At 36.7% G+C, this 15,945-nt stretch carries 12 protein-coding genes; 1 reads left to right on the top strand and 11 read right to left on the bottom strand.

The annotated features are described in order from the left end of the window. Window positions 1-37 precede the first annotated feature (37 nt). Complete coding sequence (locus tag FTU75_RS05000) at window positions 38-1,366, bottom strand: hypothetical protein (protein WP_180115301.1); 1,329 nt, start codon at window positions 1,364-1,366, stop codon at window positions 38-40. A gap of 481 nt (window positions 1,367-1,847) precedes the next feature. On the opposite strand from FTU75_RS05000, the gene FTU75_RS04995 reads away from it, so the two are divergent. Beyond that, on the top strand, window positions 1,848-2,318 hold the full coding sequence (locus tag FTU75_RS04995) for an Lrp/AsnC family transcriptional regulator (protein ID WP_067763303.1): 471 nt from the start codon (window positions 1,848-1,850) through the stop codon (window positions 2,316-2,318). Between the two features lie 89 nt (window positions 2,319-2,407). Here FTU75_RS04995 and FTU75_RS04990 read toward each other — a convergent pair whose 3' ends face one another. The 10 genes from FTU75_RS04990 to FTU75_RS04945 all read right to left on the bottom strand — a co-directional run bounded on the left by FTU75_RS04990 (window position 2,408) and on the right by FTU75_RS04945 (window position 15,801). Further along, window positions 2,408-3,160, bottom strand: coding sequence for a YebC/PmpR family DNA-binding transcriptional regulator (locus FTU75_RS04990; protein WP_078194353.1), 753 nt, complete (start codon window positions 3,158-3,160; stop codon window positions 2,408-2,410). Between the two features lie 300 nt (window positions 3,161-3,460). Next, on the bottom strand, window positions 3,461-4,030 hold the full coding sequence (locus tag FTU75_RS04985; RefSeq protein WP_078194352.1) for a 1-acyl-sn-glycerol-3-phosphate acyltransferase: 570 nt from the start codon (window positions 4,028-4,030) through the stop codon (window positions 3,461-3,463). 1,245 nt (window positions 4,031-5,275) lie between these two features. Further along, a complete protein-coding gene (locus FTU75_RS04980; RefSeq protein WP_180115300.1) occupies window positions 5,276-7,300 on the bottom strand; it encodes a DUF3987 domain-containing protein in 2,025 nt (674 codons plus the stop codon). Further along, a complete protein-coding gene (locus FTU75_RS04975; RefSeq protein ID WP_180115299.1) occupies window positions 7,297-7,503 on the bottom strand; it encodes an AlpA family transcriptional regulator in 207 nt (68 codons plus the stop codon). Before FTU75_RS04975 ends, FTU75_RS04980 begins: the two co-directional genes overlap by 4 nt. Before the next feature lie 109 nt (window positions 7,504-7,612). After that, a complete protein-coding gene (locus FTU75_RS04970; RefSeq protein WP_180115298.1) occupies window positions 7,613-8,587 on the bottom strand; it encodes a hypothetical protein in 975 nt (324 codons plus the stop codon). A 35-nt stretch (window positions 8,588-8,622) separates the two neighbouring features. After that, window positions 8,623-11,499: a type I restriction endonuclease subunit R gene (locus FTU75_RS04965; RefSeq protein ID WP_180115297.1), complete on the bottom strand. Its 2,877-nt coding sequence runs from the start codon at window positions 11,497-11,499 to the stop codon at window positions 8,623-8,625. Between the two features lie 39 nt (window positions 11,500-11,538). Then, window positions 11,539-12,366, bottom strand: coding sequence for an HNH endonuclease (locus FTU75_RS04960; RefSeq protein WP_180115296.1), 828 nt, complete (start codon window positions 12,364-12,366; stop codon window positions 11,539-11,541). Window positions 12,367-12,448: 82 nt separating this feature from the next. Next, entirely contained in the window at window positions 12,449-12,907 is a 459-nt protein-coding gene (locus FTU75_RS04955; RefSeq protein ID WP_180115295.1) for a hypothetical protein, read from the bottom strand. Between the two features lie 72 nt (window positions 12,908-12,979). Next, entirely contained in the window at window positions 12,980-14,233 is a 1,254-nt protein-coding gene (locus FTU75_RS04950) for a restriction endonuclease subunit S (protein WP_180115294.1), read from the bottom strand. Then, the gene (locus FTU75_RS04945; RefSeq protein WP_180115293.1) at window positions 14,233-15,801 is read right to left on the bottom strand and encodes a type I restriction-modification system subunit M; all 1,569 of its coding nucleotides are present in this window, start codon (window positions 15,799-15,801) and stop codon (window positions 14,233-14,235) included. Before FTU75_RS04945 ends, FTU75_RS04950 begins: the two co-directional genes overlap by 1 nt. Window positions 15,802-15,945: the final 144 nt, after the last annotated feature.

The following is a 15,945-nucleotide window of genomic DNA, read 5'->3' as shown; positions in this document are numbered from 1 at the left end:
CGCCTAACAGCGCGCTTTTTCATCAGACATTCAATCCTTAAATATAGCTTTGTTGTTGAATATCCAAAATATTCAGCACTGGACTGATACTATCGGCTTGTAAAGTATTCAGCGGCATAACAGGGTAGAAGATATTGCCTAGCGCATCCTTAATACTTGGGATGATGGTGGAGATATCAAAATCACCTTGAGCAGAACCTAAATTTTCCAATAGGTCATTAATATTCGGTAATTGGCCCGTGAGGTTTTCAGTCAATTGGTTGAACTGATCCGTGATAGAACCAAGATCAATTTTTTCAGGAGCAAGATTGCCAAGTAAATCGCCAAGATCTGGAATGGTCAGTTGATCGAGGAACTGAGTCGCTTCACCATTACTGTCCATCAGAGCAATGACTGGTTTCAATGAATCAATTACTTGATTTAAATCAGTTGAAAGCGTCAGTAAGGATGGATTGTTGACCACATCCAAAATGGTGCTCACGCTATTTAATACATCATAAATCGCTTTGACGGTTTGAACCTGATCCGTATCGATGACATCGCTTTTTGCCAGTAAATCTAACAGCGGATTAAGTCCTTTGATCACCCCTGAAATGGTCTCAGGGACATTCCCTTGGTTGGCTGATGAAATGGCGGTCACTAGATTGGTCACACTTTCAATCACTGTCGGTAAAGCATGACTCAACTGTTCCATATCAATAGTTGAGTTATCTTTATTGATTGAGGCTAATAAAGGCAGGAGGGTAGTCGTTGCGCCTTGTGCAATTTGCCCAAAGTCGATGTTTCCAGAAGACGAGCTCCCAATCATCTGAATAATGGGTTGCGCATATTCTAAAACTTGACTGAATGTATTGATAATTTGCGTTGAATCCGTTGACCCAGTTGCGCTTCCAAGCATAGCAAGCAGTGGTTTGATGGCATTTACAGCGCTGCTGATATTGTCAGGAAGATTACCTTGATTATTGGTGCTACTCAGTAAACTTTGCAAGCTGTTGACAATGGTAGGTAAGGATTGAACCAACTGATTCATCTCTGTTGAGCCAGCGTTGCCACCTAAATTTTGTAGGAGCGGTTGCAGTGTTGTCATCAAAGTCTTGAGTGCATCCGAATTTGAACCGTTATTGGATGTAAGACTTTGAATCGTGCTAATCACTTGCGGAAGCGATTTAGTCAGTGCGCTAAAATCAAAAGAGTTTGTGCCACCTAAATTACCCAATAATCCTGTCAGTGTATCCGTGATATTGGTTGTAGGTTTAAGTGGGCTAAGTAGGTTACTGACCGTGCTGCTAATTGTACTGAGCTGTAGGGAAGGACTTAGTACAGAACTTAATTTTGAGCTGAGTGAACTCAGTGATTTAATTGCCATGTTTATTCTTCCGTTTTTGTTTTTTTGTATATTTATGAACCGCCGCTATTTTTTAATGTAATTACCAAACCAAGTAAATAAGTGAAAAAAAAGAAATGTGACATAGAGCGCACATTGAAAAATAAAGTAAAAATAAAAAATTGAAAAATATAAATAAAATATCTTTCCCTTTTATCTGAAATTGATTTATTCAGATCAATGGAATGCATCGAGAAGCTTTATTGGTAGGTTGTCTAAAGACGTTATTTAGAATATAAAAACTAAACTTTGATGAAAAAACATTCATTTAAACACGATATATATGCAAATTATTATGTTCATAATGCATATGAGCTTTATTATTTTTAATAAATCATGCTATACATGAGAAAACTTGCACATAAATGCTGATTTTAAAAGTTAAAATAACATTGAAAATGACAACAGGTGTTGATGAATCTGGATCATCAGCACTGTTTTCAAAAATGGCTGGAGTAGACTGATGGAACTAGACCGTTTTGATAAACAAATTTTAGAAATTTTGACCCATGAAGATGTCAATTTAAATGAACTGTCAGAGCGGGTGAATTTATCGGTCAGTTCAGTTCATCGTCGGATCAAACAATTGATTGATCACAATATTATCAGTGGTCTGAAACGTGAAATTAATTATCAAAAATTGGGATTTAGTTTGCATGTGCTGCTGCAGGTGTCCTTAAGCAAACATGATACAGATACCTTTGCTAAATTTTTAGAAGAACTTGAAAGTATTCCAGAAGTGATTAATGCATTTTTAGTGACAGGGCAGTCTGCCGATTTTATTGTGGAAGTCGTTGCGCGTGATATGGAAAATTATAGTGAAATTTTACTCAAACGTATTGGTAAAATTGAACATGTGGTTGCATTACATTCGAGCTTTGTAATTAAACAATATAATGTTTTTAACTGTAATGGCTTATTAAATAAGGTTTAAATGCAGCCCTCATATATAAACTCAAACAGTTGAAAGCTAGGCAATAAAAAACGCACCGAAGGGTGCGTTTTATACTTCACTCGATTGAATTATAAAGCTTCTAACTCAGCCATTACTTCATCAGTAAATTCAACGTTGGTATACACGTTTTGAACGTCGTCTAGATCTTCAAACATATCAATCATTTTGATGATTTTTTTCGCTTGTTCGATATCTGAAATTAACGCTTTAGTTGAAGGGTTCATGACCACTTCGGCGTTATCAGATTTTAAACCTGCTGCTGCAAGTGCATCCTGAACCTCACCGAAAGTTTCAGGTGTGGTGATAACTAGAATTTCATCTTCATCTACTTCGATGTCTTCAGCACCTGCTTCTAAAGCGATGTCCATGATTTGATCTTCTAAAGAAACATCTTCAAAAGTAATCTCACCACGTTTGGTAAACATATAAGCCACTGAACCTGCAGTACCTAAATTACCATCAGTTTTCGAGAAGCAATGACGAACGTCAGGAACAGTACGGTTCAAGTTATCCGTCATTGTTTCAATGATGACCGCAACACCACCAACGCCATATCCTTCGTAGGTTACTTCTTTTAGATCGGTATTTTCTTCACCGCCCACACCACGTTGGATCGCACGGTTAATGGTGTCACGTGTCATGTTTGCAACTAATGCTTTTTCAACAACAGCACGTAAACGTGGGTTAGACGCTACATCACCGCCGCCTAAGCGTGCAGCTGTCACGATTTCACGGATAAATTTTGTGAATACTTTAGCGCGGCTTGCATCTTGTTTTGCTTTACGATGCTTAGTATTAGCCCACTTGGAATGACCCGCCATGCGAAATATGCTCCTTGTAGATTGGCCTTATGCCTATCAAATTGAGCAAATTCTACCATAATGGCTTTTTTGTGTGAAAGTACTGGATTTCATGAATTGAGTAGTTGAAAAAAAAATATCCAAATTTGAGAAAATAATGCGAAATGTCTAAACGCCCGTACTGTAATTTTTCTTATGATGAGAATCGGGCAAAAAGGGGGAGTCTGATCTTGTTATAACAGGAAGATATAAATGTACAATGCGTGGAGCACGATACATTTATATCTTTGAATACATATATCGTTAAAACGTGAATGGTGCTTAGTCTTTATTTTTAGGTTCTGGGATCACGATATCTAAACCTACTTTATCTTTATAGAGTTGCTTAATTAAAGCTAAATCGTGATCGAGCTCAGTCGGGTAAATCTTGCCAAAAATACCACCTTGTTTGGTTTTTGAGTTGGCATACATTAATACAATCGGCACACCTGCTGCTTTAGCAATATACCAAAAGCCTGTACGAATTGGTTTTCGTGTTTCACCACGTACTGCACGGGTCGCTTCTGGAGCAATGACTAAATTAAATTTTTCGCTAGCTTCAAAATGCTCAACCATTTGAGTCACGATGTCTTTATTGGCTTTACGGTCTACAGGAATACCGCCAATCGCTTCAAGAACAGGTTTAAATGGACCTTTAAAGAGTTCTTTTTTAATCAGCGTGTGAATTTTAATGTCGTAAATTTGGCAAAGGGCCAGTGAAAGAACAGCATCCATCATTGAGGTGTGTTCAAAGCCGACGATCACTTGTTTATTTTCTAAAACATCAGGTTCTACGTGGTATTTCCAGCCTGCCAATTTAAATGCAGATTCGCCAATAAACTTTTTCAACATAGTCGGTGATACGGTGATTTTAAAAAGGTGTAATTTCTGCTTGTTTGGATCATGAGTCAAGAGGATTTAAGTGAGCTTTGATCTGAATTGTGCAGATATTTCAAATCGGAATAAGAAGGGCGGATTGAAAAATTATACTTTTTAGCAATAAATCGGTTAAATTTTATATAGCAAAGCTATCATCATAGATAAAAATACTCTTAAAAATTTGCTAAATATGGCTAGGCACCGTCAGAAATTCTTATTAGACTTTTGTCGTAGGTTAAAAATTTTAGCCTGTTGGTCTTAACTCGATTTCTAACGGAGAACTCAAGCATGATTTATTTAACTGCTGTGTTATTCGCTGTTGCTATGTTTGCTTTGATTGTTATTTGGTCAATTGTTGAGTTTTATTTGGACTTAAGAAAGCCTGAACAGGTTGAGTCTTAATATTTGCGCTTTTAAAATGCGAAATATGTAGTATCTCTAAAAATCATGAATCAAAAAACATTTGCTGATAATGAATAAAATAATATCTTTTAAGTATAACAAATCGTGACTTAATTTACGGGTATTTAGAACTTAAGATTTTAAATTTTTCTTGAATGTATTTCTTTGAAATCCACTTCTCGTATTAACCAATCGTGGCTTACTCAAGTTGGCTTGAAATTTTGTACGTATCTATATGTTATCTGCCATATCTTTTAAAGGCTTAGACTGACTTTATTTAGTTTTTAACATTAAAAAACCCCTCACGATTAATGCACGTAAGGGGTTGTTTTATATGGTGGGCCCACACGTTACCATACTTTAACTTAAATTATTGTTTTATAAAAAATTATTAAAGTGAGTGGAAAAAGATACAAACTTGGATACATGGGTTGTTTTTGTTACTTTTTTGTATTTATTTTTCATTTTTTTTCTTAGCGCTAAGAATTGAACTGATTCAGCACTAATTTAACATCATCATTCAATAGATAATATTCTGGCAAATACTAGCTATTTTTCTAAATTAGCCCTTTATAATTTTATTCCGGAACTGCTTTCTGATGTTTTAATTTTCTAAAGTTTGCTAAAGCTGCTAATTAACTATGAACACCTTGCTGTGCAAGATATTAGCTTTAGTAAAACATTTTGCTAAAGCTGGCTAATTCTGCTATTTCCCGAAAAATTAGCATTTTTAGCACAGCCTAGCATTTGTATTTTCTAAAACGTAACCTTCACTATATAAGGCTTACAACTACTTTTAGCAGGTTTAGCATGTTTTCATAAAAGAGTAGAATTTAAAACTACATAATCCTTTCCACTAATTTTTTCTATTCGCACATAATTACAGTCACAAAGAGTTGTCAAAGCATCATCACGAATATTTTTATTTCTTAATTTTGCAGGTGATGCGTGAGTAGAAATTCTCGATTTTAAAATCTTGCTACCGTTTTCTTTCATTAACCACTTAAGCAATAAGTCGCTGTCGGTTTCTTCATCTTTACCGTAGTACCTTATCCATTCATCAAGTGAGTAGGTACATAGAGCAATAGCACCTTGCATAGTCTTTGCATCAATACAATCTAACTCAGGTGTGAAATACGCTAGCACTGTTGCAACTCTTAAGCTGTATTGAATCATCCGTAAAGCGTTTGGCCGGATACTATGATATTTTCCGCTTTTGTCTGCTGCCTCTTTAATGTGGTTCTCAAATTCAATATGCAGTGCATCTGCTTCAGCATCTTTCATAAACTGAGTACGCTTACCGCTGAGATAATCAATTTCTATATGTGGTGGATATTTCAATCGTTCTGATAATTCATTAAAAGCAATGATTGCAGAATCTTCACTCGCAATAATGCACCGTGTTTCCTTAGTGACCTTGCGCCTAGCTAAAGGCTCAGGTGCTGCAAATAAAAAACGCGCTAAAAAACCTTGATGTCGTAATGCTTCATTATTAAGTGCCTTTTTTGCCATTACATCCTGAATGCATAAATCCACGCTAAACCTTTTATCTATGACAATCTCGGGTTCATCATTGCCGTGCAAGGTGCTAGAGCTTTCTCCTTGATCTATAAGAGTATTAATCACCCCTAAAGATTCGCCCATCGTATCGCTGGTGAGAGAGTAACCACCCAAAACCATTGCGCCCTCTGTAGTTTGCCATGCAAAGCTAGTGCGGATTGAGCGTGACATAGCTTTTACAATACCTTGTGTCGTACCTTTCGTGTAGAGCGTGACTGGGTTAATGGGTAGTGGTATATCTTTCTTTTCTTTGGGGGGGAGAGCTTCATAAGCGCGCTTCTCAGCAAGATAACCCACCTTGTCTTTTCTATCTCGATCTACAATAGATTTTGCCAATAGATTTCTAGTTTCATCTTTACCACCACCGCTTTCAAATACTGAAAGTGTACCAAACGAACACGGTTGCCCTTTGATACTTTTATCACTCGGAGCTTGTGCATGTTCTTGCGCAACATACACCATCAATCCCAATGCTGTTTGTCCCGCTAGTGCAAGAGGTACATGGTTGTAATATGCCGCTTTTTTTACGGCATTCTGTACAATTTCTGGAAAAGCATGGATTGGATAAGATGCATTTGATTCTTTCTGTACGAGTGGTAACAATTCTTCCCATTGCTTTAATGGTTCTCGAATAAATGTGTTAGGGTCAATTGCTTGCTTGAGCTCGTTAATTTTTTCTGAAAAAAAATACTTTATTTGTGTAGATTGAAGTTCTTTAAAACTCTCGTCCAACTTTATAAATAAATCCTGATTTTTTTTAGGTTGATTAAAGCCTGTCATAGCCCTAAAAATTGTTTCAGGCATACCGCTATTGATAATCCGATACGCGACATCAATATCAGAATGGAATATGACTGATTCACCAGCCTTAGCAAGTTTTGCAAATAACTCTGCGCTATCAGTACCTAAAACATACTGCATAGAGGTAGTATTTTTAATACTTGCAACGATTCCTTCTTTACCAATCAAAAAAGATACTTTTTTAGAATCAATCTCTTTGTGTGGTGTCTGAGTTATATCCCATTTCTTCGCAATTCCACCAATTCGATAACCAATAACCTCTTTAAGCTGCTGGGGGTTTACAAAAGGAAAAACTGTGTTTTCTTCGCAGTTATATTCCGGCAATTCAGGATGGATATAGCTTTCAGGCTTAACTTTGAGATTCTGCTCATCAATACAGCCTTTTGCAAAATCTTCAATCGAATGATATTCGGTTTTATTGCCTGTCACCGGATCGGTGCTTGCTGCAAACGGTTCGTTAAAAATGATTTTTACATTCATTTTTCACCCTCCAGCTCAGAATCTGAAGGATTTAAACTCAAAACCCAATTTTTTATTTCATTTTCACGATAAAAAATTCTAGCTTGTTTTTTATCTCCAAATTTTATTGGCTTCGGAAACGAAGAATCTTTTTGTTGCAAGTTATACAACGTATTTCTACTAATTTTTAGAATACGGCAAACATCTTTAATCTTCAAAAGCATTTGTGAGCTCCAATAACAATGCTAGGAACCATCATGGTTTTTTTTGAAGTTATAAGCCCTTATGTTTTTTTAATATTTTTACAAAAAAAACCTAAATAATTGAAATATATTATTTTATTTTTAATATTTCTTTAACTTTAGCCTTTGCCGCATCATCATTTAGTACATCTAAGTCGGTGTAAAAAATTTGAATTAATTTAGAAATTATATTTATATTGTACGGTCTTTTATTTGGGAAAATCTCTGCCTTTCCGTCAATATCCCATATGTCTTTAATAAAGAATGTTCTGTGCGATGTATTATCAACTCGTGGAGATTTCATATTTAATATTTCTGTTTCTATTTTTTTGTAAAAAAAATCAAGCAGATCACTATCCACAAATTCAATATAATCAATTAATTTATTATATATTTTTTCACTTAGTAAAATATCATTATATTTTCTTAAAAACTTATATTCTGGTATTTTTATATCATCTTCCATACCACTTAAAGGAGAAATATAATTATTATCTTTCATAAAATTAATAAAATCATCAATATCTTTATTATCATATTTTTTTGCATATTCTTTTAGTTCATGAAATCTTACATCTATCATTTCCATATCTATAACAGCAATTATTTTTTCTTTTCTCAAATAATTCACAATCTTATTAACATAGCTTGAACTTAAATAAAAAACTGTTGTCTTGGTTTTCGACAATGGTGATGTATTTAATAAATTTATCATTTTATTTTTTGCTGACTCAAGCTTATTGAGCCATTTTTTTAATTCAGTTCCACTATATACTAAACTACTATCCAGTTTTTCCTTATATTTTATTGAGAAATAATATTTTTTAGAAAAAAGAATTAAATCACTTAGCTTTAATTCACATTCCAATATTTTTCTAAAAGACTTATCCTCTAACAATAAATAAATTTTCTCAACATGGAAATCCTTTTCCTCATTACTAAGGTAAGTTTTAAATTTTAGATTATTACTTATAAATTTAATTTTAATAAATTTATTATTAAGTTTGCTATATTCTTTTAGAAATATAGCTACTTCCTCTTTGTCTTCTTGTGTAACTCTTTCCATTTAATTATCTCAAATTGAAATTCAGCGTTACTGATTTATAAACCAGTATAAAACTTCTCAATCAACTGACGTGTCTTGACCATCAAGTGAGTGAAGACGTTATCCCGCTCAAACAGCTTAACCTTATAGTTAGGCAAGTCTTTCAACTCTTCTTTACGTGGTAAGCGTTTAGTGAACTCATAATGCTCCAGAACCTGCTTCATGGCTTCTGGTTTCAGGTTTTCTTCTTTGCAGAGATGCTGATAGGCCTGTTCTTTTTCAGCATCCCAGAATGCAGCAAAAGCCGTTTGGACGCTCTGCCCATTGATCATCTTCGGCATGTTTTCTTCAATGAATTTTTGAATAAGGTCTTGCTTATCGTGCAAACTAATATCGCTACTGATTAAGTCATAAATTTGCGCTTGGTACTTCTGACGCTTGTCCTCTGAGTCTGTATCAACAACAAGCTGTAGGAGGTTGATGATATAACCAACATTAATGCGGTCACTGTGCAGTAAATCCAGTTGAAAATCGACATCATCCAGTACCGATACTTTGTCTTTCTTGGTGGTCTTTCTAACGGCACGACATAGGTCAGCATACTTAGAGGCAAAATTCGCAAAGTGCTGCTTATCGAGTTGTGTTTGGTCTTGATCGTATTCAATAAAAGTTTGTAATTGCGCGTTATAGCGCATCACTTCACGGAAAGCTTTAATAAATTCCAGTTGCTGTTCTTCAGTGACAAGATCATCGACTGATTGGTAATTGGGCGTTAAGGCAAACAATTTGCTCACCGCTGCTTGGTAATCCTGTTCGATTTCCGCATAGCTTGGAACAAGGACGATCTTGGTCGTTTCTTTATTGGAAAATAGCGCCAGTGCTTCATCTGTTGCGCGTTTCAGGTTGCGGAAACAGATGATATTGCCAAATGGTTTTTTATCATTATAGACACGATTGGTACGTGAGAATGCTTGAATCAAGCCATGATATTTTAGGTTTTTATCGACATACAAGGTATTTAACGGCTTCGAGTCAAATCCCGTGAGGAACATATTGACCACAATTAGAATATCAATCTGTCTGTTTTTTACGCGCTGTGCAATGTCGCGGTAGTACGCATAAAATTGATCACCAGAATTGTAGTTGGTTTTAAACTGTCGATTGTAATTCGCAATGTAGCGATCCAGCTTATCCCGACTGGATGAATTGACCTGAGTTGGAATATCTGCGGCTTCTTCATGAATTAAGCCATTTAAGTCATCAGTCGGTACAGCCTCATTTGCCGCATAAGAAAAGATAGTGGCAATGGTCAACGGTTTAAATATCCGACCTTGTGCTTCATCTTCAATTTGCTTTTCAGCCTGCACTTTTTCAAAGATGTCGTAATATTGTGTCAGTGTTTCGACCGAACTGACACAGAACATCGCGGTAAATTCACGATTACGGGTTTTGGTATCGTGGATATTGACAATGTAGCGGGCAATCATTTCTAAGCGTTGCGGGTTGTCATACAGTTCTTTGGTATCGATGCCTTCTACATCTTCCTCATAACTGTCATTCGTCGCCATGCCTTTGGCGGTGTATTTGCCCCGATAATCAATCTGGAACTGCAATACGTTACGATCACGGATGGCATCTACAATCACGTATTTATGCAAACACTCATTAAACAGGTAATCGGTCGTCAGTTTTAAACCTGCTTTGCTTTGGCTGTTCTTTTCAAAAATAGGCGTACCGGTAAAACCAAACATTTGTGCATTGCTGAAGAATTTTTTGATGTTCTGATGGGTCTCACCAAATTGACTGCGATGACATTCATCAAAAATAAAGACCACTTTTTTATTTTTAAGATAATCAATCGATTCTAAATAACGCTCGGTGCTGATGGCCCGATTGAGTTTTTGGATGGTGGTCACAATCAGTTTGTCATGACGTTGATCCAGCTGTTTCACCAAGGTCGATGTGTTATCGGTGCTGTCGACGCTATCGGCTTTAAAAGCATTAAATTCGCGTGAGGTTTGCGTGTCGAGGTCGTTACGATCCACCACAAACAGGACTTTTTCCACATCAGGCATTTGCATGATGATCTGACTGGCTTTAAATGAGGTCAGGGTTTTGCCTGAACCTGTAGTGTGCCAGATATAGCCGTTCTGATCGGAGTTTTGCACATGCTCAACAATTTTCTGTACTGCATAAATCTGATAGGGACGCAGCACCATCAGGCTTTTGGTGGTTTCTAGCAGCACCATGTACTGAGTCAGCATTTGGGTCAGATGCTGCTGATTTAAAAATGCGTCGGCAAAGTCGACAATTTCATTGATGTGTTTATTGCTGACATCCGCCCATGGAAAGGCAAACTCGATGCCTGTGGTGCCGTTAGAATAATAACGGGTATTGGCGCCATTACTGATGACAAACAATTGCACAAAGCTAAATAGTCCTTGTCCAGCCCAATACGCTTCACGGGTATAACGCTGGGTTTGGTTAAAGGCTTCGGCGATTTCCATACCGCGCTTTTTCAGCTCGATCTGTACCAAAGGCAAACCATTGACCAGTAAAGTCACATCAAAACGGCTGGTTCTGCCATTATAGTCGCGGTGGTCGATGGTGATTTGATTAGTGACTTGATAAATATTTTTGCTAGGATCATCGGACAGGAAAAAAAGGTGTTTACTGGTTCCATCATCAAATTTGACTGGGAACAGATCACGCAGATTCTTGGCGCGTTCAAACACGGTGCCCGTGTTTAAAAAACTGATGACTTGTTTCCATTCCGTTTCTGACAGGGGCGCAAGTCCATTGGCGCGTTCGACTTGGGTTTTGAGGTTAGACAGTAGTTGGCTTTCGTCCTTGAGCGTCACTGAGGCATAACCTAATTGTTGCAGCTGGCTAATCAGTTCATTTTCAAGTTGGTATTCGCTTTGTACTGTCATTTCACCCTCTATTTTCTAAACTAAATTTTATACTTTGTTCTATTTTGAATTTCTTGAGACTTCATATAAAAGTTTCAATCTATCAACTGTCATGGGAATACCATTTTCCTGACGATGCAGCATTGCATGGCAATTTGGGCAAACAGGAATTAAATCCGTTTTAGGATTGACCTCATAACTCTCTGAAATTTGATGTAATGGAGTTTTGTGATGCACATGAATAAAATCTTTAGCGAAAGTGCCATAAGTTTCTGCAAAACTCATCTTACAAATTTCACAGCGCGTTCCATGAATTTCTAAACATTTGGCACGTGCTACAGGATTACGTTCATAGCGATTCACTTGAACGGTTTGCTTTGCACCTTCAGGAAAACTTTTATTTTCAGTGTCAGCTTCATCTGGGTAATCTGTAGCGACAGTTTCGTGATTAAACTCATTCACAATATGCGCTAAGAAGATGCGAATAGGGTCATTCGGAGCTTTGTCACGATCTGTACGGCGACCTTGAATTGGAGCATCAGGGATTAATTTATTCTGGACAAAGTAATCAAAGGATAAAGTAGCTTTATCGACTTTTTTTAACTTTTCAAAAACAGCATAGCCCTTAATGCTATTCAGTTGGGTCCTATCTTTCCAAAATGCTTTTTGTGCAAGAGGATATTCTGATGGATCAGCATGTCCAATCACTTTGAATTGATACATGACTTTAGATATTGGTTGAGTGACATAGACATAAACAATATCGTTAATCTGTAACCCTTTACCTTCAGTCGTTGCTGAGTTTTTCCAATAAATTGTAGGTAATGCTTCAAAGGCTTTTTCTAAATCAAATTCATCGAAATTAACAGTAACTAACCAATTCGCCATAACAATTCCCCTTACACAAACATCTACTGCAACAAGCCATTTTCAAGTTTTTGGCTTATCTGAATGCATTAACAAAACAGCTTTAATACTGAGTTTCACACTTCACTGCTTTTGCAGGCGTTATATTTTTTGCTGAAACCAAGTGTGTTAAGTCAAAACCTTCTGTTTCTTCAACAAACAAGTTGTAGTCTTTAATGGTAATGGTTGCCTTACCTTCATAGCTGCAATAGTCTTTTTTAATGGTATCTGGCAATTTAAATGTTTTTTTGGCTTGCTCAAAATTGCTAAAGCAGAACCATGCAGTTCGTTCATCACCTTTTGGACGAGGAACAAGTGCAGATGATTTTTTATCAGGTTCAAAGCAAATCCCATCGCCCATATATTCTAAATATTCAGGGTCTAAAGTACGTGAGTAAGTTCCTGTTATGGTTACGTCTCCTTTATAGTGCTTAAAACCAGAAATATCTTTTTGATATTTAAAAGGTTGAGCCTGTGCCAACATCGGCAATGCCATAAAAGCAACGAGTATAAGTTTTTTCATGATGGTCCTATTTTAAGTTTTATAAAGTATTAAAAAGCAAAGTGACTTTATCACTTTGCTGATATGAAAGTATTAAACAAACATTTGCTGCAACAAGCCTTTTTTCCACTGTTTGGCTTGTTCAATTTGCTGTGTCACAACTTCAATTTTTTGATCGGTACTCAATAAAAAATTAGCGATTTTGGTTTGTTCGTCTAGGCAAGGAACTAAAATAGGTAATTGTTTTAAATCACTTAAACCTATTCGTTTTCTTGTTGACCCAGTACTAACATCTGAGGCTTTTTGCCTAAAATCTTGATAATTAATCTGGTAAAACATGAAATGTGTGGAATATTTATTTTTATTAACAACTAATCGAATACCATCAGAACACATAAGGTAGCGATCATGATGATTTGGAACAATACAGCAACGAGCTACAGGATCGCCCATTTTTGAAATTAAAATTTCATTAGGATAGATATTACAACTTAGTAATTCATCAGCCTTTTCAAGTGAAGTAAAAATTTTATAATCATTTAAAAATAGCCCATCCCCGATATTCTGAAGTTGGATAATTCTTATACCTGATTCAGTATAATCATCTGATTTTAGGTTTGATCCAAAAGGACCGCCTGTAAAGCTCCATTTGATACTAGAATCAATAGAATCAATTAAAGTCTTTTCCTCCCACTCCCCAAACTCACTACCATCATCCGCTTTAAAACGAATTTCCTGACTAAACAACTTCTGCATCATGCCTTGTTTATATTGGCTGAGTAGCGCATGTTTTTGCGTGAGTTGGCTAATCTTTTCATCCACGGTAGAAAGAAAAGAGGCGATTTTGGTTTGTTCTTCTTTGGATGGAAAATTAAAAATTAGCTTATTCAGATTCGCAATTGTTAAAGCTTTTTGGGTTGAACCTATCGCACTAGCTAAGACATCATTTTTTCTAGCATCTAATAGAATCATTAAAAAGTTTGGATCTGCATTAATATCTTTAAACCAAATTAGGTTTCCATCTTTAAAATAAAATTCAAAATCAGTGTTAATCAAGTAAGTATTCGCTAACGTACCTACTGCAGTCATCAAAATTTCATTATTTTGAGGTGCTCCAAATTTTTCTTTAAAGTCCTCATACTGTTTTTTTGAAATATACAAAATATCTTTAGGAAAAATTCCTGATTTAAGTTCGGTAATTTCTTTACCTCTAAAAAATGGAATTCCTTCAGACACATAATCAGATAAATGAACTCGCTTACTAGATGTGAGATTTGCAACTTGTGACAGCTTTTTAGCCGTCCAATCCTCATCAAAATCTTTAAATCTTAACTTAGGCGCAGTCATTACTTCACCTCCGCAAAAGGCGATGTAATGCCTAGCTCTTTGCAAAACTCTGCAATGATAGCATCGGCCTTTTGGCTGTCGTGTTCCAAAGCTTGAAGCTGTTTTGCAATCGCATCTAAATCAATCTCGGCTTCCGCCTCAAAGGTATCCACATAACGCGGAATATTCAGGTTGTAGTCGTTATCTTTCACTTCTTGCAAAGTCGCCACATGCGCATATTTTTCAATATTTTCACGCTTTTCAAATGCTGCAACAATCTTATCCAAATGCTCAGGCAATAACTTGTTTTGGTTCTTCTGCTTTTCAAACTCATTGCTGGCATCAATAAACAGAATATTGCCGCTCTGCTCACGGTTTTTCTTCAACACCAAAATACAGGTCGGAATCGAAGTGCCATAGAAAATATTGGCGGGTAGACCAATAATGGCATCCACCACATTCAACTGTTCAATCAAATACTGACGAATCACGCCTTCACTCGAACCACGGAATAATACGCCATGCGGTAACACCACCGCCATCGTGCCGTTGTCATCCAGTTGATACAGCATGTGCTGTACAAATGCCATATCGGCTTTAGAACTTGGCGCCAGTTTGCCATACGCAGCAAAGCGTTCATCTTGTAAAAATAACGGATCGGCAGACCATTTTGCAGAAAATGGCGGATTCGCCACCACCGCATCAAACTTTTTATCTAAATGCTGCGGACGGGTTAAGGTATTTTCCTGCTTGATGTCGAACTTGGCAAAATGCACATCATGCAGAATCATGTTCATGCGTGCCAAGTTGTAAGTAGTACGGTTCATCTCCTGACCGTAAATCATATCGACATCTTTCACTTCACGTTTTACCCGTAGCAACAACGAACCTGAACCACAAGTCGGATCATAGACTGAACGTAAACGCTCCTTGCCTTGGGTGACAATCTTTGCCAGTAAAGTCGATACCGTTTGTGGGGTATAGAATTCACCAGCTTTCTTGCCCGCGCCTGAGGCAAATTCACCAATCAGGTATTCGTAAGCATCCCCCAGTACATCGGCTTCGGTATTACTAATATCAAAATCAATATCATCTAAATGACTCAGGACTTTCGCCACCAGTGCATTACGGTCACTGGCATTATTGCCAAGCTTGGTCGAGTTTAGATCTAAATCTTCAAACAGGTTGGCAAAGTCATCGGCAGAGTCGGTGCCTAAGGTGCTTTGTTCAATCGATTTTAAGGTCGCAGTTAAATCATCCAGAATGAATTCGCCCTGACGACCACGCTCGGCTAAGGTATGGAATAGCTGTTTTGGTGTAAGCGCATAACCCACTTCGGCAATGGCATTCTTTTTAATTTCTTCGATGTACGGTACATGCTCAGGATTATTTTCATCTAACTCTAAAAAGCTGAGGTCTTCGCCATCGAGCAATTCATTGGCAAAGTTCACCGACTTTTCCGATAAATATTTAAAGAAAATAAAACCCAGAATGTAATCACGGAATTCATCGGCGCCCATGGTACCGCGCAAAGTATTGGCAATATTCCACAGTTGTTTTTGTAATTGTTGCAGTTGTACGTGGGTCATTGTTATAGGAGTCCGATGAAAAGAATAAAACATGACTAGTGTACCGAAAATTAAAGTTTTTTCAGCAAAATTGGAAATAGAAAGACAAAATTTGTCGCACTAAACTTATATCAATATTTTTGATATAATTATTGATTTTTATAA

This window comes from Acinetobacter sp. YH12140, from assembly GCF_013418475.1.
In the GTDB taxonomy this organism is placed as follows: domain Bacteria; phylum Pseudomonadota; class Gammaproteobacteria; order Pseudomonadales; family Moraxellaceae; genus Acinetobacter; species Acinetobacter amyesii.
The sequence above is the reverse complement of the archived record's forward strand: the minus strand, read 5'-3'. Positions and strand labels throughout refer to the sequence as shown.